Source organism: Ruegeria sp. CDSB022, from assembly GCF_059611145.1.
Map to the genome: position 1 here is coordinate 37,100 of NZ_JBXWOZ010000016.1, position 24,632 is coordinate 61,731.

The 24,632-nt window shown below is 52.8% G+C and carries 22 protein-coding genes and 2 pseudogenes; 10 read left to right on the plus strand and 14 right to left on the minus strand.

Going from position 1 to position 24,632, the window contains the following annotated elements:
- Positions 1-39 precede the first annotated feature (39 nt).
- The 4 genes from AC2FIZ_RS17750 (at position 40) to AC2FIZ_RS17765 (ending at position 3,856) form a co-directional block, all read left to right on the plus strand.
- Positions 40-567, plus strand: coding sequence for a PepSY domain-containing protein (locus tag AC2FIZ_RS17750; protein WP_281973007.1), 528 nt, complete (start codon positions 40-42; stop codon positions 565-567).
- A gap of 38 nt (positions 568-605) precedes the next feature.
- Positions 606-1,265 carry a response regulator transcription factor gene (locus AC2FIZ_RS17755; RefSeq protein WP_142636050.1) on the plus strand — a complete coding sequence of 220 codons (660 nt, stop codon included), beginning with the start codon at positions 606-608 and terminating at the stop codon, positions 1,263-1,265.
- A gap of 50 nt (positions 1,266-1,315) precedes the next feature.
- Entirely contained in the window at positions 1,316-2,593 is a 1,278-nt protein-coding gene (locus AC2FIZ_RS17760; RefSeq protein WP_281973006.1) for a sensor histidine kinase, read from the plus strand.
- A gap of 315 nt (positions 2,594-2,908) precedes the next feature.
- A complete protein-coding gene (locus AC2FIZ_RS17765) occupies positions 2,909-3,856 on the plus strand; it encodes an ornithine cyclodeaminase family protein (RefSeq protein ID WP_185956659.1) in 948 nt (315 codons plus the stop codon).
- A 306-nt stretch (positions 3,857-4,162) separates the two neighbouring features.
- Here the strand turns inward: AC2FIZ_RS17765 and AC2FIZ_RS17770 are convergent, their stop codons facing one another.
- Together AC2FIZ_RS17770 and AC2FIZ_RS17775 are read right to left on the minus strand one after the other, a co-directional pair.
- The gene (locus AC2FIZ_RS17770; protein WP_281973005.1) at positions 4,163-4,702 is read right to left on the minus strand and encodes a luciferase domain-containing protein; all 540 of its coding nucleotides are present in this window, start codon (positions 4,700-4,702) and stop codon (positions 4,163-4,165) included.
- Positions 4,703-4,767: 65 nt separating this feature from the next.
- Positions 4,768-5,358, minus strand: coding sequence for a YceI family protein (locus AC2FIZ_RS17775; RefSeq protein ID WP_281973004.1), 591 nt, complete (start codon positions 5,356-5,358; stop codon positions 4,768-4,770).
- A gap of 111 nt (positions 5,359-5,469) precedes the next feature.
- On the opposite strand from AC2FIZ_RS17775, the gene AC2FIZ_RS17780 reads away from it, so the two are divergent.
- Both AC2FIZ_RS17780 and AC2FIZ_RS17785 read left to right on the plus strand, forming a co-directional pair.
- Positions 5,470-6,051: a TetR/AcrR family transcriptional regulator gene (locus AC2FIZ_RS17780; RefSeq protein WP_281973003.1), complete on the plus strand. Its 582-nt coding sequence runs from the start codon at positions 5,470-5,472 to the stop codon at positions 6,049-6,051.
- 497 nt (positions 6,052-6,548) lie between these two features.
- Positions 6,549-7,306, plus strand: a pseudogene (locus AC2FIZ_RS17785) (IS5 family transposase).
- Positions 7,307-7,380: 74 nt separating this feature from the next.
- On the opposite strand, the gene AC2FIZ_RS17790 reads toward AC2FIZ_RS17785, so the two are convergent.
- The 4 genes from AC2FIZ_RS17790 to AC2FIZ_RS17805 form a co-directional block, all read right to left on the minus strand.
- The gene (locus AC2FIZ_RS17790) at positions 7,381-8,391 is read right to left on the minus strand and encodes a DUF2955 domain-containing protein (RefSeq protein WP_281973002.1); all 1,011 of its coding nucleotides are present in this window, start codon (positions 8,389-8,391) and stop codon (positions 7,381-7,383) included.
- On the minus strand, positions 8,381-9,445 hold the full coding sequence (locus AC2FIZ_RS17795; RefSeq protein ID WP_281973001.1) for an HlyD family secretion protein: 1,065 nt from the start codon (positions 9,443-9,445) through the stop codon (positions 8,381-8,383). The genes AC2FIZ_RS17790 and AC2FIZ_RS17795 overlap by 11 nt, the downstream gene beginning before the upstream one ends.
- On the minus strand, positions 9,442-10,521 hold the full coding sequence (locus AC2FIZ_RS17800) for an AI-2E family transporter (protein ID WP_282021714.1): 1,080 nt from the start codon (positions 10,519-10,521) through the stop codon (positions 9,442-9,444). The genes AC2FIZ_RS17795 and AC2FIZ_RS17800 overlap by 4 nt, the downstream gene beginning before the upstream one ends.
- 179 nt (positions 10,522-10,700) lie before the next feature.
- Positions 10,701-10,967 (minus strand): potassium channel family protein, encoded by a 267-nt coding sequence (locus AC2FIZ_RS17805; RefSeq protein ID WP_246097203.1) that lies wholly within the window; start codon positions 10,965-10,967, stop codon positions 10,701-10,703.
- Positions 10,968-11,389: 422 nt separating this feature from the next.
- On the opposite strand from AC2FIZ_RS17805, the gene AC2FIZ_RS17810 reads away from it, so the two are divergent.
- Positions 11,390-14,038: an AsmA family protein gene (locus tag AC2FIZ_RS17810; RefSeq protein ID WP_496791418.1), complete on the plus strand. Its 2,649-nt coding sequence runs from the start codon at positions 11,390-11,392 to the stop codon at positions 14,036-14,038.
- A 157-nt stretch (positions 14,039-14,195) separates the two neighbouring features.
- Here the strand turns inward: AC2FIZ_RS17810 and AC2FIZ_RS17815 are convergent, their stop codons facing one another.
- The 3 genes from AC2FIZ_RS17815 to AC2FIZ_RS17825 form a co-directional block, all read right to left on the minus strand.
- Positions 14,196-14,345, minus strand: a complete 150-nt coding sequence (locus tag AC2FIZ_RS17815) for a hypothetical protein (protein WP_271948684.1) — start codon at positions 14,343-14,345, stop codon at positions 14,196-14,198.
- A gap of 90 nt (positions 14,346-14,435) precedes the next feature.
- Positions 14,436-15,233, minus strand: a complete 798-nt coding sequence (locus AC2FIZ_RS17820; protein ID WP_281972997.1) for a GNAT family N-acetyltransferase — start codon at positions 15,231-15,233, stop codon at positions 14,436-14,438.
- Positions 15,234-15,451: 218 nt separating this feature from the next.
- Positions 15,452-16,135: an IS6 family transposase gene (locus AC2FIZ_RS17825; RefSeq protein ID WP_281973025.1), complete on the minus strand. Its 684-nt coding sequence runs from the start codon at positions 16,133-16,135 to the stop codon at positions 15,452-15,454.
- A 219-nt stretch (positions 16,136-16,354) separates the two neighbouring features.
- On the opposite strand from AC2FIZ_RS17825, the gene AC2FIZ_RS17830 reads away from it, so the two are divergent.
- On the plus strand, positions 16,355-17,242 hold the full coding sequence (locus tag AC2FIZ_RS17830) for a LysR family transcriptional regulator (protein ID WP_281972996.1): 888 nt from the start codon (positions 16,355-16,357) through the stop codon (positions 17,240-17,242).
- A 41-nt stretch (positions 17,243-17,283) separates the two neighbouring features.
- Here AC2FIZ_RS17830 and AC2FIZ_RS17835 read toward each other — a convergent pair.
- The 4 genes and pseudogenes from AC2FIZ_RS17835 to AC2FIZ_RS17850 all read right to left on the minus strand — a co-directional run.
- A pseudogene (locus AC2FIZ_RS17835) lies at positions 17,284-17,499 on the minus strand (DDE-type integrase/transposase/recombinase); the annotation flags it as partial.
- 405 nt (positions 17,500-17,904) lie between these two features.
- Positions 17,905-18,555 carry a hypothetical protein gene (locus tag AC2FIZ_RS17840; protein ID WP_496791419.1) on the minus strand — a complete coding sequence of 217 codons (651 nt, stop codon included), beginning with the start codon at positions 18,553-18,555 and terminating at the stop codon, positions 17,905-17,907.
- 21 nt (positions 18,556-18,576) lie between these two features.
- Positions 18,577-19,977 carry a selenium-binding protein SBP56-related protein gene (locus tag AC2FIZ_RS17845; RefSeq protein WP_281995033.1) on the minus strand — a complete coding sequence of 467 codons (1,401 nt, stop codon included), beginning with the start codon at positions 19,975-19,977 and terminating at the stop codon, positions 18,577-18,579.
- 81 nt (positions 19,978-20,058) lie between these two features.
- Positions 20,059-20,817: an IclR family transcriptional regulator gene (locus tag AC2FIZ_RS17850; protein WP_281995034.1), complete on the minus strand. Its 759-nt coding sequence runs from the start codon at positions 20,815-20,817 to the stop codon at positions 20,059-20,061.
- 87 nt (positions 20,818-20,904) lie between these two features.
- Here AC2FIZ_RS17850 and AC2FIZ_RS17855 point away from each other — a divergent pair, with 87 nt between their 5' ends.
- Together AC2FIZ_RS17855 and AC2FIZ_RS17860 are read left to right on the plus strand one after the other, a co-directional pair.
- Entirely contained in the window at positions 20,905-21,060 is a 156-nt protein-coding gene (locus AC2FIZ_RS17855) for a hypothetical protein (RefSeq protein ID WP_281995035.1), read from the plus strand.
- A gap of 485 nt (positions 21,061-21,545) precedes the next feature.
- Entirely contained in the window at positions 21,546-23,372 is a 1,827-nt protein-coding gene (locus AC2FIZ_RS17860; protein WP_281995036.1) for a BCCT family transporter, read from the plus strand.
- Between the two features lie 373 nt (positions 23,373-23,745).
- Here AC2FIZ_RS17860 and AC2FIZ_RS17865 read toward each other — a convergent pair whose 3' ends face one another.
- On the minus strand, positions 23,746-24,507 hold the full coding sequence (locus AC2FIZ_RS17865; RefSeq protein WP_281972993.1) for a helix-turn-helix transcriptional regulator: 762 nt from the start codon (positions 24,505-24,507) through the stop codon (positions 23,746-23,748).
- Between the last annotated feature and the right edge of the window lie 125 nt (positions 24,508-24,632).

Sequence of the window (24,632 nt, forward strand, 5' to 3'; positions counted from 1 at the left end):
TAGATTGAGCCGGCGTTTTCGCAGTAATGAGTGACAAGGATGAAAAAGCTTATTGCCATTGCCTGTCTACTTGCCTTTCTCCACCCCGGAGAGGGACAGGCTTCTGCACGTGAGTTGACGCAATCCGAGTTGCGCAAGGCGACAACCTCAGGCAGTGCCATTCGTTTGAAAAAAGTAATCAAAGGCGTTGAAAAGGCTTTTGGTGGAACGCCAGTTGACGCGCGCGCCTTTCAGGCTGACAGGCTATATTACCGTATTCTCGTCAAGAAACCGGATGGTAGAATCGTCAGTGTCATCGTCAACGCTCAGACGGGTGTTGTTGTCTCCAACCGATCCGTCGTTGGCCGCCAGATTTCTGAAGCTGCCCGCGCTGCGCCGGGTAATTCCGGCAAGGGCACTTCGCAGGGGAAATCTGCAAACAAAGGCAATAGCGGCGGTAACTCCGGTGGCAATGGTGGCGGTAATTCCGGTGGTAACGGTGGTGGTAATTCCGGTGGCAACGGCGGCGGTAACGGCGGTGGTAACTCCGGTGGTAATGGCGGAGGTAACGGCGGGGGCAAAAAGTAATGGTTATACTTCCATTCGCTCGCCTATAGTCCCTAAGTATGAGAGTATTGCTGGCAGAAGACGAACCGCACCTCTGCGAACAGATCAAAAAACTCCTGAACGCAGAAGGCCGCGTTGTGGATGTCGCCAATAGTGGGCTCGACGCCCTGCATCTGGGTGCGACCGAACCATATGACATGATCATCCTTGACCTCGGCCTTCCAGAGCGCGACGGCATTTCGATTCTGCGCGAATGGCGCAACGAGGGTGTCAAAACACCGGTGCTGATTCTGACTGCCCGCGATGGCTGGAGCGAAAGGGTCGACGGCCTGGATGCGGGCGCAGATGACTATATGACCAAACCGTTCCACATGCCCGAACTGGCCGCGCGTGTTCGCGCCATCCTGCGACGGCAAAGTGGACAGCTGAATCCCGTGATTGAAATGGGAAACGTCATTCTGGATACCCGTAACGGCCGGGTGACAGCCGATGGCGTGCCGGTTGACCTGACTGCTCAAGAAATCGCGGTGCTGACTTATCTGGCGCATAATTCTGGTCGGATGATTTCACGATCAGAACTTTCAGAGCATATTTATGAATACGATGGAGACCGGGATTCGAACACCATCGCCGTATTTGTTACCCGTCTGCGCAAGAAGCTTGGCACTGACCTGATCACAACGGTTCGGGGTCGTGGATATATGATCGATTCGGCCTGATGTTATCGCTGCGACAACGGGCATTGCTGGGGGGAATTGCATCTGGGGCAGTGTCTGTTGGCGTAGGTACACTGGCGGTTTTCTCATACATTGATGCACGGGTGTCCAACCGGTTCGACTCTGCGCTGCTGGATCGCCACACACAGCTGGTTGTCGGGCTGAATGTCACAACCGAAAACCCGGATGCCCTACGGGATCTGATATTTGACCCGGCTTATGGCACCCCCTATTCCGGACGGTACTGGCAGGTCAGCAGCGCCGACGGTGTGGTCTTCACCTCTCGCTCTCTGTTTGATGAGGTCATCGCGGAACCCCCCGGTATTCCTGACATCCCCACACTCTGGGACACAAGCGGTCCGGAGAATGAAGTGCTGCGCAGCGCTTTTCAGAAGATCACTTATGAAGATGGCACGGTATGGGGCGTCAGCGTCGCCGAAAGTCAGGCTCAGCTCGTGGCCGAGCGGCGCGCGGCGCAGAAAAGCCTGCTGCCGGTGTTTGGCCTAGTTGGCCTGATCGGTTTAGCCGGCTCGTTGTTTCTAATTTCAGTTGTTCTGGGGCCATTGCGAAAGCTGCGTACGGATGTGGCCCATCGCTGGGATCAGGACGAAGACCTTAGGCCCACAGATTACCCCGAAGAGGTCTCGCCATTGGTCGAGGACCTGAACCAGTTGTTGCGTCGGAACCGCGAGATCGTCTCGGGTTCGCGCCGCCAGGCCGCAGATCTGGCACACGCATTGAAAACTCCTACAGCCATATTGCGCAATGAACTTGTGACATTGTCCGACGCCGGAGCGGTGACAGATACCGCACAAGAGGCGCTGGACAGGATCGATGCTCAACTTGGTCGATCTTTGGCCAGGCTGCGGGCTTTGAACGCTGCCGACCTGACCCATTCGCGGACGAATCTGTCTAACTCCATCGAGCGGCTGGCGCGGTTGTTCTCGGCCATGGCGGACCGCGAAGGCAAATCGCTGCAGATCGATGGCGATCCGGGTCTTTGGGTGCGCATGGATACGCAGGACATAGAAGAGATTTTGGGCAACCTTCTGGACAACGCAGTCAAATGGTGTCGAAGCGCGGTACGGCTGACCGCGAAACGTAAGCAGAAATGTATCGAAATCAGTATCGAGGATGACGGTCCCGGAATTCCAGAAGACGCCCACCGCGAAGCCTTGCGATCCGGCGGACGACTGGACACCTCGGTCGTTGGCAGCGGGCTTGGGCTGGCGATCGCGGTCGACTTACTGAAAGCCTACGATGCCAGACTAGATCTGGACCGCTCTGAATCGCTGGGTGGGTTGGTGTGTCGGATTGTGATCCCGACCTGAAGTCGCCCGGAATCTGATCTGCAAAGTGTCGTTTGAACAATTCGCAACTTTAACTACCAATGGGCCCAAACCTGTCGTCTGACGATCTCAGTAGGTCATCGGGTTGGTTCAGACCGCACAAAGTCGGCCTAATGGACAAATCAGGCGTTCGGCTAGGTTCACATTTTCAGAAAAATGAAGGCGCATTTTTTTGCGCATTGGATCGGGCGATCAAAAGTTACAGCCAAAATACTTCTGTGAAGGTAAACCGATAGGAAGAACTGCCGAAGACAATGTATTCGGTCAAAAAGCCAAATTGCTTAAGTGAGGGACTCTGTGACTTCTGAGAACGCCTTAATTTACCTGTCTGACGACGACCTCGGGGGTTTAGGCATCCAACCTTCGGAAGTTGCCGATGCCATCGAGGCTGCTTTAATAGCCAAGGCAGACGAAAAGCTTCACACTTCTCCCAAGACAGTCATCTTGCCCGGCGATGGACGCTACGCAATGTCTACATTGGCAATGGGAGATGATGGATTCATCGTGACCAAGCAGGTTACAGTGTGTCCGGAAAACCCAGCGAGGGGTCTTCCCGCGATAAACGGTGCCATCATGGTTATGGATGCGCAAACCGGACTACTTCGCGCGGTCTTGGGAGCGAATTGGATTACGGCAATCAGAACTGCGGCTCTGTCAGTGGTGGCAGCGCGACGGCTTGCTGACCCTCATGCCGAGACGGTGGCTTTTGTGGGCGCGGGCGTGCAAGCTCACTCCCATCTAGCTGCGTTTTCAGAACTGTTTCCCTTGAAACGAATCCGCGTGTTCGGGCGTGGTAAAGAGAATGCCGACAAGCTTTGTCGTTATGCTAGGGGCATGGGTCTCGAAGCTGAAACATGCGCCAATGCCAAGGAGGCTTTGAGTGATGCTGATCTGATAGTGACATCGATAACGTTGGACTATTCCATTGAACCCTTCTTGGATGCCCGATGGCTGAAGCCGACTGCCTTCGCAACCATAACTGATGCGTGCATCCCGTGGGTGCCGGCGCACATGACTGGTATTAAAACGGTAATTGTCGACGACCGTTTGCAGGAGCTGGAAAGCGACAAGCCGATGTTGCCATACGAGCAAATTGCTGGCGACTTGACGGAATTGGTCGCTGGCAAAGTCGACGTCCGAGCACGCAATAAACCGGCGGCTTTTGCTTTCAGAGGGATTTCACTGGGGGATTATGCTGCTTCGGTCCTCGCAGTTCGCCGGTTCACCGAAAAACCCGTGAAGTGAGGCCAAAGACATGAACACCCACTTTGTAATTAGATACCGGAATGGTCGCTTTGGGCTCAGATACGCCATTCTCTGCGATCAGTTCAATTAGTTGGTCGCAGCCCAAAGCGGGCATTCGCCATTGAGCTTTGGAATTTCAACTGCGCGGGACGGGAGTTACTATTGGTGCTGAAGGTTTGAACGCACGCTCCGAGCGCTTCGCCACGGCAAGAATGTAAGAAAGAAATTGACCGTGAAAAGCACGGCGGCTGAAACAGCACTCTTTAAGAAAGCAGGCGCCACCGCACACTTTCGGGCAAAACAGGTTTAGCCCAAGGTGTTTCCGGTGATGAAGGTGTACGAACTTTCGACCAGATCGATGACTACATCCAACTCTTCTGGTGTGGTCGGAGTATAGATCATGACAAAGCCACTCCATCCGGGGCGTTGATTGGCCCAAGGGTGTCCTACGGCCCAGCCAGCCTCAATTGCTTTTCGCGCCAATGCTGGGTCGAGCGAAGCGTGCAAACTGCCGTCAGGATGCAAATGCGCAAACTCAAACCCACCGACGATAGAGCTCGGTCGAGACAACAACATGTCGGGATCAAGCTGAAAGCCAAGCGCGCCAGGTAATGATATGCGTGTTGGGCCAAGTGTGACCCCTGGGAATTGCGCAACTCGCTCCAGCAATAACTGGGCCAAATCGGCATTAATTTCGACACCAATCTGAGTATGCGGTACGCCGCTTGTCGTTTCGGGACGGGGCGAGGTGCGCTCCGGCAAGGAGCGCTCTTGCGCGGACGCCATTGAGCACATCAATACCACTACCGTCACAGCAACCGCCAATGTTCTCAGGTGCACATTCATCGTGTTGACCATCTGCCAATCAAAAAGATTGAGTGCTGAACGCAGTATCGGCGCCCTTGCACACATCATTCAGCCTTTAACGCTTCGATATTGATCAAGAGCTCTATTTCGTCGCTCACCGCTGGCGCAAATGCCCCAAGTCCGAATTCAGACCGCACGATAGTCGCCGTGGCAGCCAGCCCCAAGGTCGGCGTGCCCTCTTTTGGGCCAAACGGGTATGGCGCCGACTTGTTAAGCGTTGTTTCCAGAACAACAGGTTTGGTGACGCCATTCATGGTCAGGTCGCCAGAAATATTCGCGGAATTGTCCCCGGTCACTTCAATGCTGGTTGAGGCGAATGTGACCACGTCACCGTCACTCGCGCTAAAAAAGTCATCGGACATGAAGTGTTGCAAACGGGCATCCCAGCCCGTGATCATAGATTTTACAGGCATAGACACTGTGACAGATGACGCAGACGGATCATCTTCGTCGAACTCAATCTCACCGCTAAAACCTGAGAACATTCCATATGTTTCTGAGAACCCGATGTGGTTGTAGCTGAACAATACCTGGCTGTGTCCAGGATCCAACTCGTAGGTGCCACTCTCGGACAATGCGGTTGTCGCGCCCATCGATAAGAGTACCACCAGCGGGGTTGCTGCCACTTTGAACATTGATACGCTCCCGTTTTGACAAGACGTGTTTGTGGGATTTAGGTTTTGACCGACCATACTTTTAGAACAAAATGTTCTACTATGCAACAAGATGTTCTATAGGAGGGACGATTGAAAGAAGATCCTAGGCTGATCGCCACACGACAGACCGCGCTTGATGCCGCGCAAAAGATACTAATGGATGAGGGCGTGCTGCACGTAACTCATGGCGCAGTTTCGAAGGCAACGGGCATTTCGCGCAGCACACTTTACAGGCACTGGCCAGATGCGCGCAGTCTGCGTGATGCAGCATTCAGGCGCATCGCAACACCGCCGAACATACCACCCAAAACCGATGGCCCGCTGCGATCTGATCTGCGCTGGTTACTCGGAGTACTGATGGGAGCTTTGAATGACACACCATGGGGTCAAATCGCGCCTCAAGTTGTCGCTGCTGCGTCCGCTGATGCAGAAGCGCGGTTGGTGATCACTGAATTTATGAAAGACAGGTTCGCAAGTGTTGAAGCAGTATTTGCAGCCGCAATAGGCCGCGGTGAGATCACCGCCGACGTCCCGGTTGACCAACTCATAGAACTAGCAGTCGCTGCACCTTATTTCCGCAAACTCATACGTCACGAGGCACTGGACGAAGATTGGTTGGATCAACATGTTGATCTGCTTTGCAATATAGCGAAAACCAATTCCGGGCAGTGACCATCGCCTTTCTTCGCAATCAAAGCGACCAGCAACGGACGCGAGATTACGGCAGTAGCACCAAATCATGATCAATAGCATGTCCAGCCAGTTCCTAATAGCGGCTGCTCCAAATGGTCTTAGCAAACGTTTGCTATGATCTTCCGCCGAGGTTTGCAAAGTCTGCTTTCTGCGCATTTCTGTCATTGGGGCATCGATCAGCATCGGTCAAAGTGGGCTCGATGCGGCCATTCTCCGCAACAAGCACGATAGGCCGCTAGCAGCCCAAAGCGGACCTTCAAGACAGGAATTTGCAGTTTCGTTGATGCGAGCCTACCCGCCGTTCGCTACTCTCGCATAAAAAGCATTCACAGTCTCGGTTAGCGGCCATTCAACAACGCTTGCCATGAATTGACTTTTGGTGCGAAGAAAGCTTTCGCTTGGATCTATGTTAGGCTCAGGATGCATTGATTTTCGCTGCGCTGCGTAATTCACAGCTCCAAATATGGAGCGATGACATGAGCGACCTTTATTGGCTGACAGACGAGCATATGGCCAAGCTTTCCCCTTTCTTCCCGAAGTCGCACGGTAGGCCACGGGTCGATGATAGAAGGGTGCTAAGCGGGATTATCTTCATCAATCGCAATGGGTTGCGTTGGCGAGATGCCCCCAGGGAATACGGACCTCACAAGACGCTCTACAGCCGGTGGAAGCGTTGGAGCGAGAAACGCATCTTCGCACGAATGATGGCTGGTCTGGCCGTCGAGCACGGTGAAAAGAAGACGGTCATGATCGACGCCACATATCTAAAAGCCCATCGCACGGCGTCCAGCTTGGGCTCAAAAAGGGGGGGGCGTGGCCGCCTGATTGGCAGAACCAAAGGCGGCATGGATACCAAGCTGCATGCTATTTGTGATAGCTAAGGTCGCCCGCTCAACCTGTTCGTTACCGCCGGGCAGGTCAGCGATTACATCGGTGCTCGGGCTCTGCTCAGCAGCATACCAAACGTGGATTGGCTGCTCGGGGATCGCGGCTATGACGCCGACTGGTTCCGTGAAGCGCTAAAAGACAAAAGGATACGCGCCTGCATCCCAGGCCGTATGCAACGCAAGACACCGGTCAAATACGATAAGCGAAAGTACAACGTCGCAACCGGATCGAGATCATGTTCGGCAGACTCAAGGATTGGAGGCGCGTGGCGACACGCTATGACCGTAGTCCCAAGGTCTTCCTCTCAGCCTTCGCACTCGAGGCAACCGTTATGTACTGGTTATGAATCCTGACCCTAAGTAGAATTGGTCAAGTTGAGAACACTGTCGGTTTCAGCGCCAAGCCTTGTTGCAACTAACTTCATTGAGCCGCCTGGCGCTCTTTTTCCGGCCAGAATTCATCTACCACGACATATGCGATGATTACAAAAAATGCGGCGCTGGCAACTTGTAAAACTCGAATGATGCTCTTGACGTCAGCCTCGTCTGAAAACGGCGCAACCGACCCGCCATATACTATGAGAGCCGTTGTAATAGCAGAGCCGGCAGCGGTGGCGAGCGGGGCTTGAGATTTACCGAGTGCTCCGAGTGTCAGGCAAAAGAAAAAACACAGCAAAATGGGGGTGAGAATAACCGGAGCTATTACGTTTATTTCATAACAAATGATGGATACTGCCGCCCCAAGAAGGTTTGCCGTCAGCATTGCTTTTGCAACTGTTTTGCCTGCAGCGGGCATTGCCGCAAGTTGCTGGCTCAGCAGCGCGACAAAGAACAGAACCAGCATTGCAGACGCGCCGGAAACAAAAAATGCCATAGCAAACGGGACTGTGACAAGCGACATCCTGACTATGCGACGATGTGGGTCGAAGCTTGGCGGCGCTGCAGCTTTTTTTTGAGCCGCCGTTTGAGGTTCAGCGGGTATCAATACGAACATCAGTGTCGATATGAAGCCTGCGAACAGCAGGTTCAACGGTATCCAATACACGAGCACCAAAGCCAGGTCCTGTGATTGCAGAACCAAGTTTGGGATCATCAATGCCCCCATGAGAGCTATGACACCGGGTAATACTCCGGCGCCGGAAACTGACCACATGAAAGACAGGATTATTCCAATCGCCACCAGCATCAGAAATACAAGCGGATATGGTGAGAAGATCGACGACACCAGGAACGAAATGAACATCAACCCAATAGAGAAGACAAAGAGCTTCGCAAATGCTGTCAAAGGCAATGCGGCAGGTGCTTGCAGAAAAAGGGCGGCGAACACCGCCCCGACGACGGCAAGCGGCCACCCAAGAAATAGGCCCAATGAAAAGACGCCGGTAACACCCAGCGCAAGCCGGGTGACAGAGCGTTGGTCCTCAGTACGCATAGGACAGAATTGAAACCACGCGGATGTAGGTGCGACCTACGAGGTTCAGCAACGAGTTGTCGCTTAGGTACATGATCACATCGGCTTGCCCATTCAGTTGAAAGCGAAGGTCATCTTCGGCGCTTCCGGCTTCATAGCCAGGTAAAACGATCCTGACTGGGAATCTCTCAGGCTCGCGCAAAAAACCTTTAGTGCTTGGCGGGCTCGCCAATTGCCCGGGCACATCACCGCCACTTAGGGAAACAGCCGCACTAAAGCTCTCAATGACGCCCGGAATAACCTGACCTGGATGCATGTCCAACACTACATCAACCGGAGACCCTATCGAGGCTCTTCCTAGGTTGTTCTCGGAAAAATACGCCTCAATCCAGACGTCAGTTGCGTCCAGAAACGTCAACAGATCCTGGCCGGATCGCGCATATGTTCCGGGGGCTATCAGCAAATTCGAGATGACACCTGTCGCCGGAGCGCGCAACTCAGTCCACTCAAGGTTAAGCTCTGCATCCGCCAAGGCGGCCAACGCGCGCTGGATTTTCGGGTTTTCGATTCCGTCGTCACCAAGTCTCTGTTTTGCTTTTTCCAGATCTGCTTTTGCGTTCTCATAGTTTGCCTCGGACTCTGCCAGTTGCCCTCGCGCATCATCGGCCTTTGAGACGGCAATCAACCCTTTCTTTTCGAGCGCAAATACGCGTTCTGTTTGAATGCGCATCGTATCCAGATCGCTCTGCGCCCTTGCTAGTTTGGCCTGTGCCGCTCTTACTTCTGCCGAAGATGCACCGACTTCTTGAGTGGCTGCTTCGAGATCAGCTTCCGCCTTGTCGCGCTGAATTTCGTAGGGTCGCGCGTCGATCCGGACGAGGACATCTCCGGCCGAGACGATTTGACCATTTTCGACCAAGACTTCAGTCACAGTTCCAGTCACCTGCGGGACGATCTGGGTCGCCACGGCTTTTACTCTGGCGTTCCCGGTAAATGGCGTTTTCCGATCAGCGACCAGGTACCAGACAAGAAAAATCAGAATGACCGCCAGGGTTGTCCAAATTGTCTTCCTCATTTCGCCGCGCCTTCAGCAGTGCCCTCGGCTTCGGGCGAGGTATCAATCCAAACTTTGAATAGCTCATAGAAAACAGCGAAGAGAACCGGCCCCATAAAGACGCCGATCAAACCGTACGCCATCATACCTCCGAGAACACCGATGAGGATGACCAACATGGGAGTCTCAAGGCCTTTTGAAATGAACACGGGTCTTAGAAAACTGTCCATTATCATGACGGGAACGGCCAATATGGTGAAGATCAAAGCAGTCCCGCCGGACATGGAACTCCAAGCGTAGATAATTACCGGTATTAGAACCAATCCGGGCCCGATTTGGATAATCGAGAGTATCAGGCAGATGAATGCCAACGTGGCGGCCGAAGAAATCCCAAACAAAGCCAACAGTATCCAAACGCAGACCGCTTGAATGGCAGCTACGCCAATCACGCCTTTTGTAACGTTCCGAATTGTTGCGCCTGCCAGTGTTACGAATTCTCCACCGCGCGGAGCGAAAACACGGTTGGCAAAGCGCTGAAGACCTTGGACCATATTTGGCCCGGGGCTGAACAACGCCCCCATTATCAATACGGACAGAGCTAAGCCAAGAAGCCCGATGCCGATGCCCAACACCTTTCCAAACAGCGACTTGGTGATCTCAAGGATTTGCGCGCCATATTTCGTAAGCGCGCCGTCAAGATTGCGCTCAAACATCCCCCAAACATCGGCTATTTTGTCTCCCACCAAGGGCAATTCCTTGAGACCCTCGGGCGCAGGTGGGACTTTCAACTCACCTTTGTCTGCTTGTTCCGCGAATTCAGACCCAAGTTCTGCGGCACCAGACACCGCGGTAGCGACTGGCCCGAGGGTCAGAACAAGGCCCAACAAAACCAAGATCGTCGTGGCAAGTTTTTTCCGACCTCCAAGCTTGGACTGAAGCCAATCAAATGCCGGGTAAAGCGCCACACAAAGGATCGTTGCCCAGATAACCACGCTCGCAAGCGGGGCCACCATGACTAAAGCGCTGTAGAGAAATAGTCCGAGAAAGAGCAATCGTATCGCTAGATCGACAATCTTTGCGTCCTGTGTCTTTTCCATTCCATCCCTCCATATGTTTTTTGAATGTTATACTCAAAAAACATAATATGTATATTTTTTTAGTTTTAGTGTTCATCTATCAGCTTGAAGACGCAAATGAATCCAGGCCGCAGCTTGAGATGCACAGACGGGCCAATGCCTGTGCAGGAACTCGGTTTGGCTCATTTGAGTGCAGTCTATTAGTCCGCTTTTTTGTCGTCTTGGGATAAGATTGTATCCGCCACTGTGGTCGCCGCGGTCACGAAGACACCGAGGCCCACGATGATGTAAATCATTGTGAAGATCTTCCCTGCCGCGGTTTCAGGTGAGAAGTCACCAAACCCTACGGTCGAAATTGTCACTACAGAAAAGTAGATTGAGTCGAGCCAACTCCAACCCTCGACAAAGTGGTAAAAGACCGAGGCCCATAAAATCATTCCAACCGTGAAGGCAAGAATGCCTTTCACTCTACCGTCTTTGAAAGCGACGCCTATCCCACGTGTTATTCTAGTTAGTGAGTTCATCCTGTCCTCGTCGTTTGAAGAATTCACATATAACAGTAATTAGATAAATGTGGGAAATCGAGGAAATCTGGCTGCCAATAGCTTGGGGATGCGTCGAGCCGCTGAAATCGCAACCCCTGCAACGTGTCCAGTTCTGGTCGGTCAAACTCGCTTCAAGCCAGCTGATTGGAAGCTGGGTCAGCGGTACAAAAGTTATTTTGTCATCTACCCGTGATTTAGCTGTCCGACCAAATCAGCGAGAGTTATCAGCTGTACGGTCAAGATCATTCAGAGGTCGGGAAATCTTTCGACCATATAATCCATTAACCTAACAAATAAATGGTTTAGGTTGCCCAAGGTATGAATCGGAACATTAGGAGAAAAGCGTGCGATACGTTGCAAAAGGTGTATTGGTTTGTTGCGCTGTCGCGTTTGTGGCTGTGTTAGCAGCTTGGCTTTTCCTGTCTTCTACGTTGTTTTCTTCTGTAAGGACCACCTTCGTCGAAAACCTGATCTCCAAGAAACTTGGTCAGGACGTCATCATAGAGGATGAAGTGCGTCTGGGCCTTGGCCGGCACTTGCAGGTGTCAGCGGCGGGGCTGGTACTACCCGGTTCGCGGAGAGCGAACGAGAATCTGGCAGCAATCGACGAACTTGAGTTCGAAATGTCCACGCGCGACCTCTGGAACAGTAATCTATCGCTGAGCAACCTTTTTCTCTCGGGCGTTCACCTGAACCTGATCACAGGCAAAGACGGCGTCGGAAACTGGCAGTCCCTTTCCCAATCAGATGTAGAAGCCGGGCAAGCTGCTAAGTCTCCGAAAATGCCGTTGGCTGGAGTTCTAACGGACCATAAAATTGAACTGACCGATATCACCGTTTTTTACCAAAACGATCTAAACGGGCTTGAGCTGGATCTGCAGCTTTCTGAGCTGCTTCTAAAACGCGATACGGAAACCGACGTTGCGACCGCAGTTGGGGCCGGTTCGCTAAACGGAGAGAGGTTTGATCTGTACGCGACATTCCCTGTGGAAGACCCGTTTCAGGTAGCGGTGAACTTCGAACAGATTTCGATTACCGCAGAGGAATCCCCCATAGAAGACGGGCTGCAAGTGAAGACGACCCTAGAGGTTGTAGAACTTGGCCAGCTTCTCGATATCCTGAAGCTTGACCGTGTCCTGGAAGGTTCAGGAAGTATTGGTGCAACATTCAAATCGGTCGACGGCGTTGCTCGGATTGATGATCTAAGTGTTTTGACGGAGTTGGATGGCGGGCAAAGCCTCTCGCTGACAGGACAAATCGGAGAATTGGGAAATCCGGAAGACGTATCGTTGACAACCCGCATTCGGTTGTATCCTGAAGATGCTGAACCAGCCCCCGCCGCATCGCGGTATGATCTTAAACTTATCGCGGTCGACATGGTTATCGACAGCGTCCCCGGACAGATTCCGCAGCGGCAAATGGTCATTAAGACCAACGGATTCACATTGGACACGTCTGGCGAGGGCCCGCCTCCGATCAAGTTCTCCGAACTTTCCAGAACACCAGAAGGCAGCTTAAGGGTCGGAAGCATCAACTTGAGAATTGGGGACCCGGCTGATCCGTTTATCATTTTGGACGGTTCGGTCGATGACGCGCTGCAGTTACAAGGAATATCAGCAGAAGGTCTAATGGATATTCCGGCAAGCAGTTTGATCTCGCCAGAACTGTTAGGACCGGACGACCAACTCGGCAGATTTTCCGGCGACTTTCATTTGAATGGCGACATCAATCAGCTATCGCTGGCGAATTTAGATGGAAAGACAAGTGAAACAGAAGTCTGGAACCTCGAAGTACATGGCACTGTGAAGAATGTACTCAAATTCGAGGACCTGGATTTAGCAATTGATGTCGAAGTCCCGTCAGGAGCGGACCTTTTGGAGGCACTATCGCTTGAACGTGTGGAAACCGGACAGGCTCGCCTTGAGATTGACCTCGCTAGCGAAGGCACCGATTGGAACGCGAGTGCCAATGTCGAGATTTCTGAATCTGTCCTGGAAATTGTCGCCGATCTTGATGATGCAACAAGTGATCCTGTGCTGAAGGGTTCCATAGAGAGTGACCTGATAAAGATAGATCATATTCGAACGATCATTCAGGCCGCTGCACAGTTGCGGAAGCTAGGCGGTTCGGAGCCCGACGAGGAAGACGCCAATCAAGAAGCAGATGACACTGGCCCTTTGAGAGATGTGACGCTTAAACCAATTGGGCGTTCAGTTCTCTTGTCCGGTATGGATATGGATGTCGACATTGACCTTCGGCACATAGAGGGCGCCAAAGGCATTAGCAGTTTGCAGAGCGAACTGACGCTTAACAAAAATGAGCTTAAGGCCGGACCCTTGAAATTTGAATACGGTGGCGCTCATTTCGACGTCAGCGGGCAAATGGATCTATCGAACGATGCGCACCTGCTCACGTTGACCGGCAAGGCAGGCGGCTGGCAGCTGGATGACATTCTTCACGGACTGGACTTCAAAAAAGGTGCAAGCGGTACGATTTATGCAGATTTTTCGGTGTCAGGAGGAACCGATTCACCCAAGCACTTTGCCAACAGCATGAACGGCAACGCCACAGTTTCATTACGTGATGGCTCGATCGAGACCCAGCTTTTGGATTTGGCGGGGCTGGGTGTGCTACCTTGGGTGTTTACCAAAGAAAAACAAAAGGTTGCTCCGATCGTGTGCTTGCGCGCGCCGATTAGTATCTCCAATGGAAGTATTTCGACGAAACAAACCACCTTGGAAACGGATCATGTCCAAGTTGTCGTTTTTGGCGGGGTCGATGTGGCTGGCAAGGTCTTGGATTTAGATCTACAGCCCCGCAAGATTGGCGAACCTCTTTCGAAAAGCCCCTGGCCAGTGACTCTAAAAGGCCCGCTAGCTAAGCCGAAAATCAAGGTCAAGGACGGCCCGAAGCGACTGAAACGATCAGATGGTGCAGACAAAATGCCTGCCAAAAGAAAACTCTGCGTCCCGGATATTTTGCAACTGCAGTAGTAGTAGTGGAGGCAGTTGGTTCAGGAATAAATCTAGAATTAAAGAAAGATGGCAGTGCTCCCGAAAATGGATTTCCGCTTTGAGACCAAAGCGGACACCAAAGAAAATGCCAGGCGACGCCAACAATTAGCGTCGCCCGATAGTCGTGGCCGTCGCTTTATTCTACCAATTTCAGATCACCAGGACGCCAGGTTTTGTCGAACCAAGGCTCGAGCGGTCCGTTGAGGCGCATCATCACGTTGAAGCTTTGCCCTGGCATGGTTTGCGCCCAGTTGTTCTCCCAACCTTCTGGGGCTTTTGGTCCCATATGCGCTGACTTCAGACAGCTTTTTCAAGAGACCAACTCAGGCTCTTGGTAATATTGCTTACACAATGCGACCACAGACAGCCGGATGGGTCACTTGGTTAACCGATCTTCTGAGTATACGTGAGGGTCAATGATCGCGACTATGTCGTTTCCACTGTCCTCCAAGCCAAGTCTTTCGCAAAGCCGTGCAGAGGGAATGTTACCCGGAGCGATGCCTGTCTTGAACCCTGTGGCGCCAAGCTTTTCATGCGAGTGTATTAGAGCTATCGCCCCCAAGACTTTTGCAATGCCCTCGCCCATGCGTTCAGGTTTGGTCGAGAGTTGCCCCCATTGTGCGCGACTATGCAGCCGACTGCTGGAGGGATGACACAGAACTGAACCCGCAGTTGCAATTGGAGCACCTGATCGATCAACGACGACCATAGCAAACCCGGGACGAGACAATCCGCGCATCACCGGCCCTATTGGCGGTAGAACACCATGGCTCAACGCGACTTCCGCGAAAGCTTCAAGCCATTCTGGTGGAGAGCTGCGATCAATCACTCGTATCGTTAAATCCTCGGGCAAAGCATGAGTTGCGACCACTTGGCGAGCGGCTTCGACACAGTTCAGACCGCCAAGATAGCAAGCAATCGTGTCGGTTTTTAAACCCTCGCTTTCAATTCGTTCTCGCGCCGTCGCCACCTCCTCACGCGGTATGCTTTCTATCGCCGTGATGCCAAGAATTCGGGCCATTGCGACGGCATCATCCAACGCCCCGCTATACTCGTTGGCAATCTGTATACCACGCCCATGGCTACAAAACCGAGGGTCATCACCCAACAGCTGCATAAGATGCTCGCCCATGGTTGACATGCGTCGCTGTGCTTCACTTCCGAATACTTCCATGAGATCTCCCTTGAAGTACCACATGACAGTTCTGAGATGATCGTTTGATAGGGGTCGTGTCGTCAAGCGGACGTCACGCGCAAGACTGCGACACAAAGAGGATTTTGGGAAAGGGCGAATTGCAGCTATGTCCGCAGGGCCGCCGTTCGTTCCTCATTGTGAACTGGATGTGTCGCAAACTTTTGCAACGACCATAGGCAGTCAACTACCGGACACACCTATTCTGCGATCTCGGCAAACAGCCGAAAGCCCGACGTGGTAGTGCTGGGGAATTGCCGCTTCCGGATCATTTTGGCGACCTCGATGCCGTCCAAAGTAGCTGATGCGGATCTGAACGATTTGAACCCACACATATGCCGTACACGACGCTTGATAAACCGATGACCCTGTTCGATTAGGTTATTCAAATACTTGGACCTGACCGTTTGGATTTTGGCTGGGCAGCCAAACCGATTAAGGATTTTGTTCACCACTCGAATGCCAGCCGCGTTGGCGCCGCTTTTGTCGATGACGATCTTGCTCGGGATTCCATTTGAAGACAGCGCTTTGGCAAAGAACCTTGCTGCTGCTGGACGGTTCCTGCGCTCAGACAACATGAAATCAAGAGTATTCCCAGCTTTGTCGACGGCCCGATAGAGGTACATCCAGTTGCCGCGAACACGAATATAGGTTTCGTCCATGCGCCATGAACTCGGCGTTGGACGCTTCTTTGACAGCGCACGAGCTGCGACGATAGGCGAGTATTTCACCACCCACCTATTCAAAGTGGCATGGTCAACTCGGACACCGCGCTCAGCCATGATCTCTTCCAAGTCACGATAGGACACCGTGTACCGCAGATAGAAGAAAACAGCGTACAAAACTGCATCCTTGGGGAAATGACAGCCCTTTAACGAGATCATGCTCAAATAACCTGTTCGAAAATTATTCGACCAGTAAAAACCTCAGATCATGCATGCTCGTCAACTAGACACCAGAGTTTGCGACACATCCTGTTTTTTTCAGTCATGTCCGTATCTCCTGTTCGAGCGAAAGAACAAAACCAGACCCTATTTGGGAACTTGCTGATAAAAGAAAAATGATAAATAAACCGAGCTAACGCGAATTTTTCTTGGTGGTAAATGCCGTCCAACCAGATAAGTCTAACCTGGCTGCGTAGCTTTGAAGCCGCGGCCCGACATCTGAATTTTACCAGTGCAAGCGTCGAATTGGGGCTGACGCAGGCTGCCGTCAGCCTGCACATCCGATCATTGGAACAGCAGTTGCAGCACAAGTTATTTGTGAGGCGCGCAAGACATCTGTCTCTCACAGAGCTTGGTCAGGCTTATTGCTCAACTGTCCAGCAGGCGCTTGCTGATATCGATATGGCCTCGGCAAACCTTTTCGGGTCGATGGCGACGAAGACAGTTACGATCAAGGCGCCGATATCGACCGCTTCACTTTGGCTTGCGCCCCGTCTTCCGTCGTTCAAGAAAGACCACCCGACGATAAATCTTCGCCTTGTGACAAATATCTGGACAGAGACCACCAATTTAGAAGAGATCGACGTAGAGCTACGCTTGGGTCGTGGCAACTGGACCGACGCACTCTCCGATAAGCTCTCTGATGAAACGATCGTCCCGATATGCGCCAAAGGCCGGAAGAACAGTGCAAAGCAAGTGCAGGATCTGCTGTCTGGTCCATTTGTTCACATATTGGGCCATGAAGGCCATTGGGAACGATACTTGAGTGCATATGACTGCACCAAGCCGCAAGACGCCCCGCAATACCTGGTAGACACAACCATTTCGGCGCTGCAACTTGTCGCGAGTGGCGGTGGCTATGCCCTAGTGTTCTCGCGACTGGTCAATACCGAAAATGGGCTCGCCTCGGGCGTTCGATTTGCCGGCAAACCGCTGCCACATCCGGATGCACATTTCCTAATGCAACCTGTTTCCAAAAAATCTGTACGACCAGAGGTCGAGATCTTTGTGGACTGGTTGCGTAAGCAGTTTAAAGAAGATGTTTGATCTTGGGATGAAAACAGATTTGCAGCGAGAGGGACGGTTTTGTCGACCACGATCTGCAACGGAATGCCTTTGTTGGCCAATGCCTCCGCGAAGAATTGCTTGGCCGCCGCGGTGTCGCGGCTTTCAAACGGCATAAAATCAAGGGTTTCGCCGTCGCGATCAACCGCTCGATACCGATACATCCAATGGCCGCGCACTTTGAGATGGGTTTTGTCCATGCGCCATGAAACTGCACTAGGGCGCTTGCATTTGTGCATCTCAATCTTGACCTGGGGCGAGAATTTCACCACCCAATCTTCTGATTGTCACATGATCAACCGCAACGCCCCGCTCTGCCAATATCTGCTCCAGATCGCGTTAAGACACTGAGTATCGTGAGTAAAAGTAGATTGCGTGAACAACGATGTGCTTTGGAAAATGACATTCTTTGAACGAGCGTGTTGAGCGTCCGCTTTGCAGATTGTCTCACGCATCATGCCGGTCGGGGTTATTCCAGGTAATCAAGTTGAAAAGTTTGCGGCAGAGCCTGCAGGAGAAACTCCACCTGACTAAATCGGCAACGCGGTGCTTCAGGTGCCACTAGATGCGTTGAAAGATTAACTGCCGGGATTGCTGGTTTCTGCCAGCTCGTGAACAGGTGCCATTTGGTCGGGTACCCGATTTCAATGGCCAAAAAGTGCTGCATAGAGTCCGAATGCTCCGACGGCGATGAGGCTGAGTGCCCAGACGACATCAAGATTGAACCATGTCTTTGAGAGGAACCTGAGCCCCAGCCAAAGGTAGATCACAACTGCGATGGTGCCGCCAGCAATTGTCATCGACAACGTGTGTACTGCTGCAACAAGAAACGCAGTCGTCACGTTGCTGCTCATAAGTGTTTGTGCTGCGGCATGACCGGTTTCGTCCGCTCCAATCGCACAGATGCCCAGAAAAATCGGTACCAGCATCAAACCAGCCCCATGCGCCATCGCAGCGAGGAATGACCAGAGCGCCAACCGTGCAGGGTGCACGCGCGCCAGAATTTTCGGATGTCTTCGGTTGATCAGCAGATAGAGGCCCATGGCGATGACCAAAAGCCCGGCGACCACGCGGATTTGAACTTCCCACTGAACAAGGAACATCATCAGTGAGAGCGGCAATAAGATGCCAATCATCGCGAGGAAATGCCCCGTGGCCAGCATTGCCAGCGCTTTTGGCAGGGCGCTGTGCTTTCGCTCCATCAACGCCGCCGAAACGGCCAGCGGCCAACCCATGCCGGGGTTGATACCGTGGTAGAGTCCAGAAAAAATGACAGCCCACCAAAGGGCTGTCATTGTTGTTATGTCGCCCATTTCTTAGACGGACGGATAGCAGAAGCTGTCGGTCGAACAGTCACCGCCTTCCAGGCGAATTTGGTGACTGCGCAGACCTTTGGGGAAGTCGACATAAAAGTCATTGTTCAGCGTCAGCCCCCCGTTTTCGCCCACATCGGCCATCACCATTTGTCCGCCTTCGTCGTCGGGATAGAACTGGTTGTCCCAGGTGGAGTAAAGCGAGTTGGTCCAGTAGACGCGCTTGCCGTCGCGGCTGATTTCTACCATTTGCGGGCCATAGGCAAAATCCTTGCCGTTGGAGTGCTTGGTGCCGCGGGCGATGCCGCCCAGCTCGACTTTTCCGGTCAGCTTCGGGTTCATCGGGTCGCTGACATCGTATTGATGCATCTCGCCCAGCCCCCAGCACGCAACATAGAGGTATTTGTCGTCTAGGCTCAGGTCGATATCGGTGACCAGCGGCGGCACGGCCTCGAACCCTTGCAACAGTGGCGGCAGGTTCTCGGGCTTTTCGGGGCGCGGATCGATGGTGATCGTTTTCTTGGACTGCCATTTGCCGTCGTCACCGCGCCACCATGTGAAAATTGCGCCTTGCAGGTTGGTGGTGTCCACCACGACACCACAGAAACCATAAGATTTTGTCGGGTCATGCGCAGGGCGAATTTCCAGTGCCATCTGGTAATTGTCGCCGAAATCCATCGTCTGGATATTCTTGCGCGCGCGCAAGTCCCAGAAGTGGATCGAATGACCATACTTGTTCGACAACAGGTCCTCGGGCACCACGCCGTTTTCAAACTGCGGCGGCAAACCCCATTCGGAACTAACCATGTAGTCCTGCGGCAGATTCCACCAGAAATCATAGTGCTTGTCCTGCTTGCCGCGATCCATCTCGTATTGCCCGATAATTTCGAACGTCTCGCAATCCATAATGAAGATGCCCGGAGGTCCGTCTGTACCGTCTTCGCCGCCACCTCCAAGGCAGGAAACATAGATCCCTTCGGGACCGCAGTGGATGGTGTGCGGGCGCGAATACCCGGTTTTTGCAAATAGTTCTTCGGGTTCGATCGTCTTGTGGATCTTGGCCTTCAACGGGTCTTTCACGTCGATGATGTAAATACGTGAGGATCGGATTCCAGGTACGATCAGATAACGTCGTTCCAGAAAGGCGTGTCCGGTCAGAGGAGACAGAGATGACGAACAGGCGTTCCAGCCGAAATGGTGAAATTCGTCGCCTTTGTTGGGGACAATGACCTGATGTACGATCTGGCCATAGGTGTCGGAGTCCGGTTTGAGGTCAATGACCGCGATGCCATCAGATTGCGATCCGTCCGGGCTGAGCATAACAGTGAAGGCGTAGTTTTCCACCGGTGCCTGCATGGCAAGCTTAGGCGAGGCGTGAAACGTTGGATCTGGTCTCAGGTTCATTTGGTTTCCTCCGGTTTGTTGAATTTTTCCTATTCTCAGTGTCATCCTTTTGGCCAAAAGGGCCGGTAGTTGTTCGTTTCGTTATGTATCCGTCACGTTGCACAGCTGGATTGCGCCACTGACCTTCTTGGACAAACCTTTCAATTTCTCGCCGATCTTCATGCGGTATTCGGTGCGGAACCGGCGAATGGGGCCAACCGCACCAATACTGAAAGTAGCTCCGATGTTGCCGATCGATACCGGTGCCGCAACGCTGGCAATTCCGATGTCGATTTCCTGATCACAATCGGCAAAGCCGCGTTCGCTAATTATCTCGAATTCGCGGCGTAGCTCATCTTCGGTCGTCTTGGTGTGTTCAGTATACGCCTTCAGGCTCCCTGACATGATGCTTTCGCGAAATTCCGGTTCCGCAAAGGCGGCAATGGCTTTCGAGCACGAGCAGGCATGCATGGGACGTACGCCTAAGCCCGGATGAATGAAGGCACGAGCGGGATCATCGGGTGTTTCTACGTGGATGATTTCAACTTTGTTGTCGCGAAAGCGCGCAAGAAAAACCGTTTCATTAAAATTTGTCGCTGCGAGGCGCATGAGGGGGGCTGCACAGCGTCGGACATCGGCATCGGACTTTCCAAGCAAGGCAATCCTGATCATCCGCTCGCCAATGATGTATTTTCCGTCATTAGAGGGTTCGTCGAGGAGATTTTGTTCAACAAGTGACTGAATGAGCCGGTAACATGTGGGCTTGGGCAGATCGGTTGCACGTTGAACCTCTGCCACCGAAACAGGGCGTCCGACGACTGCGATGATTTCAAGTATCTGGATCAGACGTTCTAGGTGCATGTTAATGAAATTCTTACAATACGAGACTGTATATCGAATGATGGGAATCTTTCGTCCAAACGCAAGTATAATCTTTGGGAAATCTATATGCGGACAATGGCGGTGGCTGCGATTGAGACCGAAAAATTCCTTGAGATCATTGAGGTGGAGCTAGATGGATCACAGGCTGGCGAAGCCCTGATAGAGATCTATGCGACGGGGACTGTAGCTATTACCAACCCGGCCGAGGCCGAAATTGACTGAACCGGTTTCGCGTCGGATAGGGCGGGATAGGCCCAACGCTATTCAAAGATTACGACCTGTTGGCGCGGTTCAGATCATTAGTGTCTGCCCTATGCATGCACCTAAGTAGATCCGTGCGGTTGTTGAATTCTGGCAAGGAAAGTTACCGACTTCATCTTTACTGAAGTTAATTAAAGCTAATTGAGTTTGACTGATATCGCCCTGTAGCTGCATTCTGCTCTGAATCGGAATTGCCGAATTTGGAGCCAGACGTGACCACTTCTGAACCTGATCGCGTCGTTTCAGTCGGCGAGCAATGCTCGCCTGCCAGATGTGAACCGTCTGTAATCCTTGAATGTGCCGCTACCGGAGACGTAGCGCTAACCGCCACGCTGCATGAGAAGATCGGCACGTGTGTTCGAACCAAAGGCCCGTCGGGTTCATGGTACAAAGCCAACTAACCTGTGCGGAAAAATAATGAAAAAGTGACAACTGGGAGGAACCTTATGTCATTACCTGAACCATTTACGGATCTAGAGATAGAAACGGCGGATGCCGGTTTCTATGAGAATTACAGCGTACCGATTGCGCTGATCAGCAAGGGCATCATGGTTGCCCTTGTACTGTGGGCGCTTGTCTTCCCGGCCAATGCCAACAGCACCCTCGGTAGCTGGAATGGCAAGCTGCTGGAAATCTTCAACAGCTTCTACATTGTTATTGTCGGCCTGTTTGCCATCTTTCTGGTGATTGTGGCGATCCTGCCGTCGACAGGGAAGCGGGTGATGGGAACACCTGGCGAAAAGCCCGAGTTCTCGAACTTCTCGTGGTTCTCGATGATGTTTGGTGCCGGTCTTGGTGTTGGTTTGATGGTTTTTGCTACGGCTGAACCGCTGGGCCTGTGGGGATCAAACCCCGAGGTCGTGTCCGGTGCAGTTGCTGGCAACGATCCCGAATCCGTTCAGTCGGCCTATCGGTATACCTTCCTGCACTATGGCTTCCACGCCTGGGCAATCTATGTGGTGACTGGCCTGTCGCTGGCCTATTACGCCTATACCCGTGACATGCCTCTGACCATCCGTGCGGCTCTGACCCCGCTGTTCGGTCGTTTGATGAACGGATTCCTTGGCCATGTGGTCGACGTTCTGGGCGTTGTTGCAACGATCCTGGGTGTGTCCGTGACCATCGGTTTTGGCGTCAGCCAGTTCATCGACGGTTTCTATGCCATCACCGGCATGGAATGGATCATGGACTTTGGCGGAGATGTTCCGACGCCAAGCAAAGTTGGTCTGATTGCTGGTCTGGTCGTCATCATGGGTCTGTCCATCATTTCGGCGGTGTCGGGTGTTGGCCGGGGTGTTAAATACCTGTCGAACCTGAACCTTGTCCTGTCGATCATCCTGCTGGGCACGTTTGTGATCTTCGGGTCCTTCGTCTTTGCTATGACCACCTATGGTACAGCCCTGGTTGATTACCTTCTGAACTTCCTCTCGCTGAGCTTTGGTGCCTATGGCCCGCTGTCAGCCGAGGCCTTTGCGGCGGCTCTGCCTGCCGAAGCACAGGCGCATGCGGACGCCCTGATGGGTGGCGCTACCAATGCCTGGGGCAGCTTTGACGGCTTCAAGAGCGGTCTGGAAGGCGCAGCTGCGGAGTTGGACGAAGCAACTTTGGCCGCAGCTTATGCAGCGGGTGAGCAGGGCCGTCAATTCGGCTGGCAGTCTGGCTGGACCACGTTCTACTGGGCCTGGTGGATTGCGTTCTCGCCGTTTGTGGGCCTGTTCCTGGCGCGTATCTCCAAAGGTCGCTCCGTGCGTGAGTTCATTCTGGGCTGTGTCTTCGCACCGGCACTGGTGTGCTTCGCCTGGATGACAGTACTGGGTGGCACCGCGATTGATCTGGAACTGGCCGGTGCCGCAGAAGGCGCGATCATTGGTGCCTCGAACACCAACAAGCTGTTCGTGACCCTGTCCTACATGATCGACGGAGGGCTACTGTCCATGCTGAACGTCATGTGCGTGATCCTGATCATGACCTTCCTGGTGACCTCAGCTGACTCGGGCATTCTGGTGATGAACACCATCATGTCCGGCGGCAGCCAGGAGACCGGCATCAAGCACCGCATCATCTGGGGGGTGATCCTGACGGCGGTGATCGGCGCGCTGATCCTTGCTGCAGGGGAAAACAACCCGATGGATGCGTTGCGCAACGCGATGATCATCGGTGCATTGCCATTTACCATGGTGATGGCCCTTATGATGGTCTCGCTGACCAAAGCGCTTTACCGCGACGGACAGCGTGACAAGCATGCTGACGCAAGCACACAGGCTGCCGAGTAATCAAACTATAGCGTTACGAACCTTGCGCCGCCCCCTTTGATCCGGGGGCGGCGTTTTCGTGCAGCGGTGGATTAAGTTCAGACCAGTGTTTCGTGCCAGACGTCAGACAGGCAGCATGTTTGCAGAAGCAGCACAAATGCTACTGCACACACATGGTATTGCCAGATCGGTGGTGATGCCTGGGTCATAATCCGCCTCTTCGCAGCAATCAGAGACGAGCATTACCCGATGCACGAGCTAGACTTGCGGCATTGTCAGTGCTGTCTCGAAGAACTGGTACGAATTGATCTCGTACAGTTTGGACGAAAAATTACTATCGGAATTGGAGTCGGCACCTAAAGAACGGTGCTTTCGCTTATGTCTATCCGGCGATTCAAACCTCGGTCAGGTGCTTTCTGACAGTTGGATCAATCCTATTACTTTGGATTGGGTAAATGCCACAAGCTGCGATCGCCTCGCGCGCAGTTACGCGTTCGTGCAGACGTTTCCAGATTGTTTTGGCTGCGTATGGATGGGGGTATGGGCGCCAAGCAACGCCCATGGTCATCCCTCGCAAATACTTCAGTTGCTGGCGATGCGCCGAGTACAAGATTGTATTGGAAACGCTGCCTTCGCGCGCGAGCTCGTGTTCGGTCACGAATATCCTGTTCCCGCGCATAGTTACAAAGCCAGCGTAGCGCGAAATCTGATGCATGCTCTTGTCTGGAGACGTGGCAATTTCACGGGACCGGATCGTGATTAGCCCTTCAACTTCCTGAATGCGGATCAATGAACAGAAGATTTTTCCTTCCCAAGATGGCGTGCAGAAATAGGAATGATAAAAACCTATGTAGCGCCTCAGGTTTTTCTGTTGCCCCCGGAAGGGTTCCAAAAACGCATCTGTGGGCGTTTTCCCAACTTGTGGCAGGACGCCTCTTAGCATTCGTTCGAAGCTTGCAGTTTCCTCGAAAAGCTGTGCTTCGGTCAGGTCGAAATGACGTGCAATGCGGCGCATGTTATGGGCAGAGGGCAGGCTGGAGCCATTCAAATAGCGATTGAATTGCTGTCTATTGACGCCGATTTCGCGGCAAATCTGCGAAATGTTTCCATGCTCTGCGCACAACGATCGTAAGTTGGCAGAAAAATACTCGGACACAAGAAAAACCTTTCGCGTTTTGACGCTATATCACTGCAAACTGCGTCAACTCGCATAAGATTGCACAATTTGATTTATCTGCAAATCGGTTTCTTCTTCAGCATCAGATCGTAACAGACAAGCTT

Excerpts from the sequence above, each read along its gene's own strand:
- AC2FIZ_RS17750 (WP_281973007.1), top strand. The coding sequence starts at position 40 with ATGAAAAAGCTTATTGCCATTGCCTGTCTACTTGCCTTTCTCCACCCC.
- AC2FIZ_RS17755 (WP_142636050.1), top strand. The coding sequence starts at position 606 with ATGAGAGTATTGCTGGCAGAAGACGAACCGCACCTCTGCGAACAGATC.
- AC2FIZ_RS17770 (WP_281973005.1), bottom strand. The coding sequence starts at position 4,702 with ATGAATGTGCACCTGAGAACATTGGCGGTTGCTGTGACGGTAGTGGTA.
- AC2FIZ_RS17775 (WP_281973004.1), bottom strand. The coding sequence starts at position 5,358 with ATGTTCAAAGTGGCAGCAACCCCGCTGGTGGTACTCTTATCGATGGGC.
- AC2FIZ_RS17790 (WP_281973002.1), bottom strand. The coding sequence starts at position 8,391 with ATGCGTACTGAGGACCAACGCTCTGTCACCCGGCTTGCGCTGGGTGTT.
- AC2FIZ_RS17795 (WP_281973001.1), bottom strand. The coding sequence starts at position 9,445 with ATGAGGAAGACAATTTGGACAACCCTGGCGGTCATTCTGATTTTTCTT.
- AC2FIZ_RS17800 (WP_282021714.1), bottom strand. The coding sequence starts at position 10,521 with ATGGAAAAGACACAGGACGCAAAGATTGTCGATCTAGCGATACGATTG.
- AC2FIZ_RS17815 (WP_271948684.1), bottom strand. The coding sequence starts at position 14,345 with ATGGGACCAAAAGCCCCAGAAGGTTGGGAGAACAACTGGGCGCAAACC.
- AC2FIZ_RS17820 (WP_281972997.1), bottom strand. The coding sequence starts at position 15,233 with ATGGAAGTATTCGGAAGTGAAGCACAGCGACGCATGTCAACCATGGGC.
- AC2FIZ_RS17825 (WP_281973025.1), bottom strand. The coding sequence starts at position 16,135 with ATGATCTCGTTAAAGGGCTGTCATTTCCCCAAGGATGCAGTTTTGTAC.
- AC2FIZ_RS17830 (WP_281972996.1), top strand. The coding sequence starts at position 16,355 with ATGCCGTCCAACCAGATAAGTCTAACCTGGCTGCGTAGCTTTGAAGCC.
- AC2FIZ_RS17840 (WP_496791419.1), bottom strand. The coding sequence starts at position 18,555 with ATGACAGCCCTTTGGTGGGCTGTCATTTTTTCTGGACTCTACCACGGT.
- AC2FIZ_RS17845 (WP_281995033.1), bottom strand. The coding sequence starts at position 19,977 with ATGAACCTGAGACCAGATCCAACGTTTCACGCCTCGCCTAAGCTTGCC.
- AC2FIZ_RS17850 (WP_281995034.1), bottom strand. The coding sequence starts at position 20,817 with ATGCACCTAGAACGTCTGATCCAGATACTTGAAATCATCGCAGTCGTC.
- AC2FIZ_RS17855 (WP_281995035.1), top strand. The coding sequence starts at position 20,905 with ATGCGGACAATGGCGGTGGCTGCGATTGAGACCGAAAAATTCCTTGAG.
- AC2FIZ_RS17860 (WP_281995036.1), top strand. The coding sequence starts at position 21,546 with ATGTCATTACCTGAACCATTTACGGATCTAGAGATAGAAACGGCGGAT.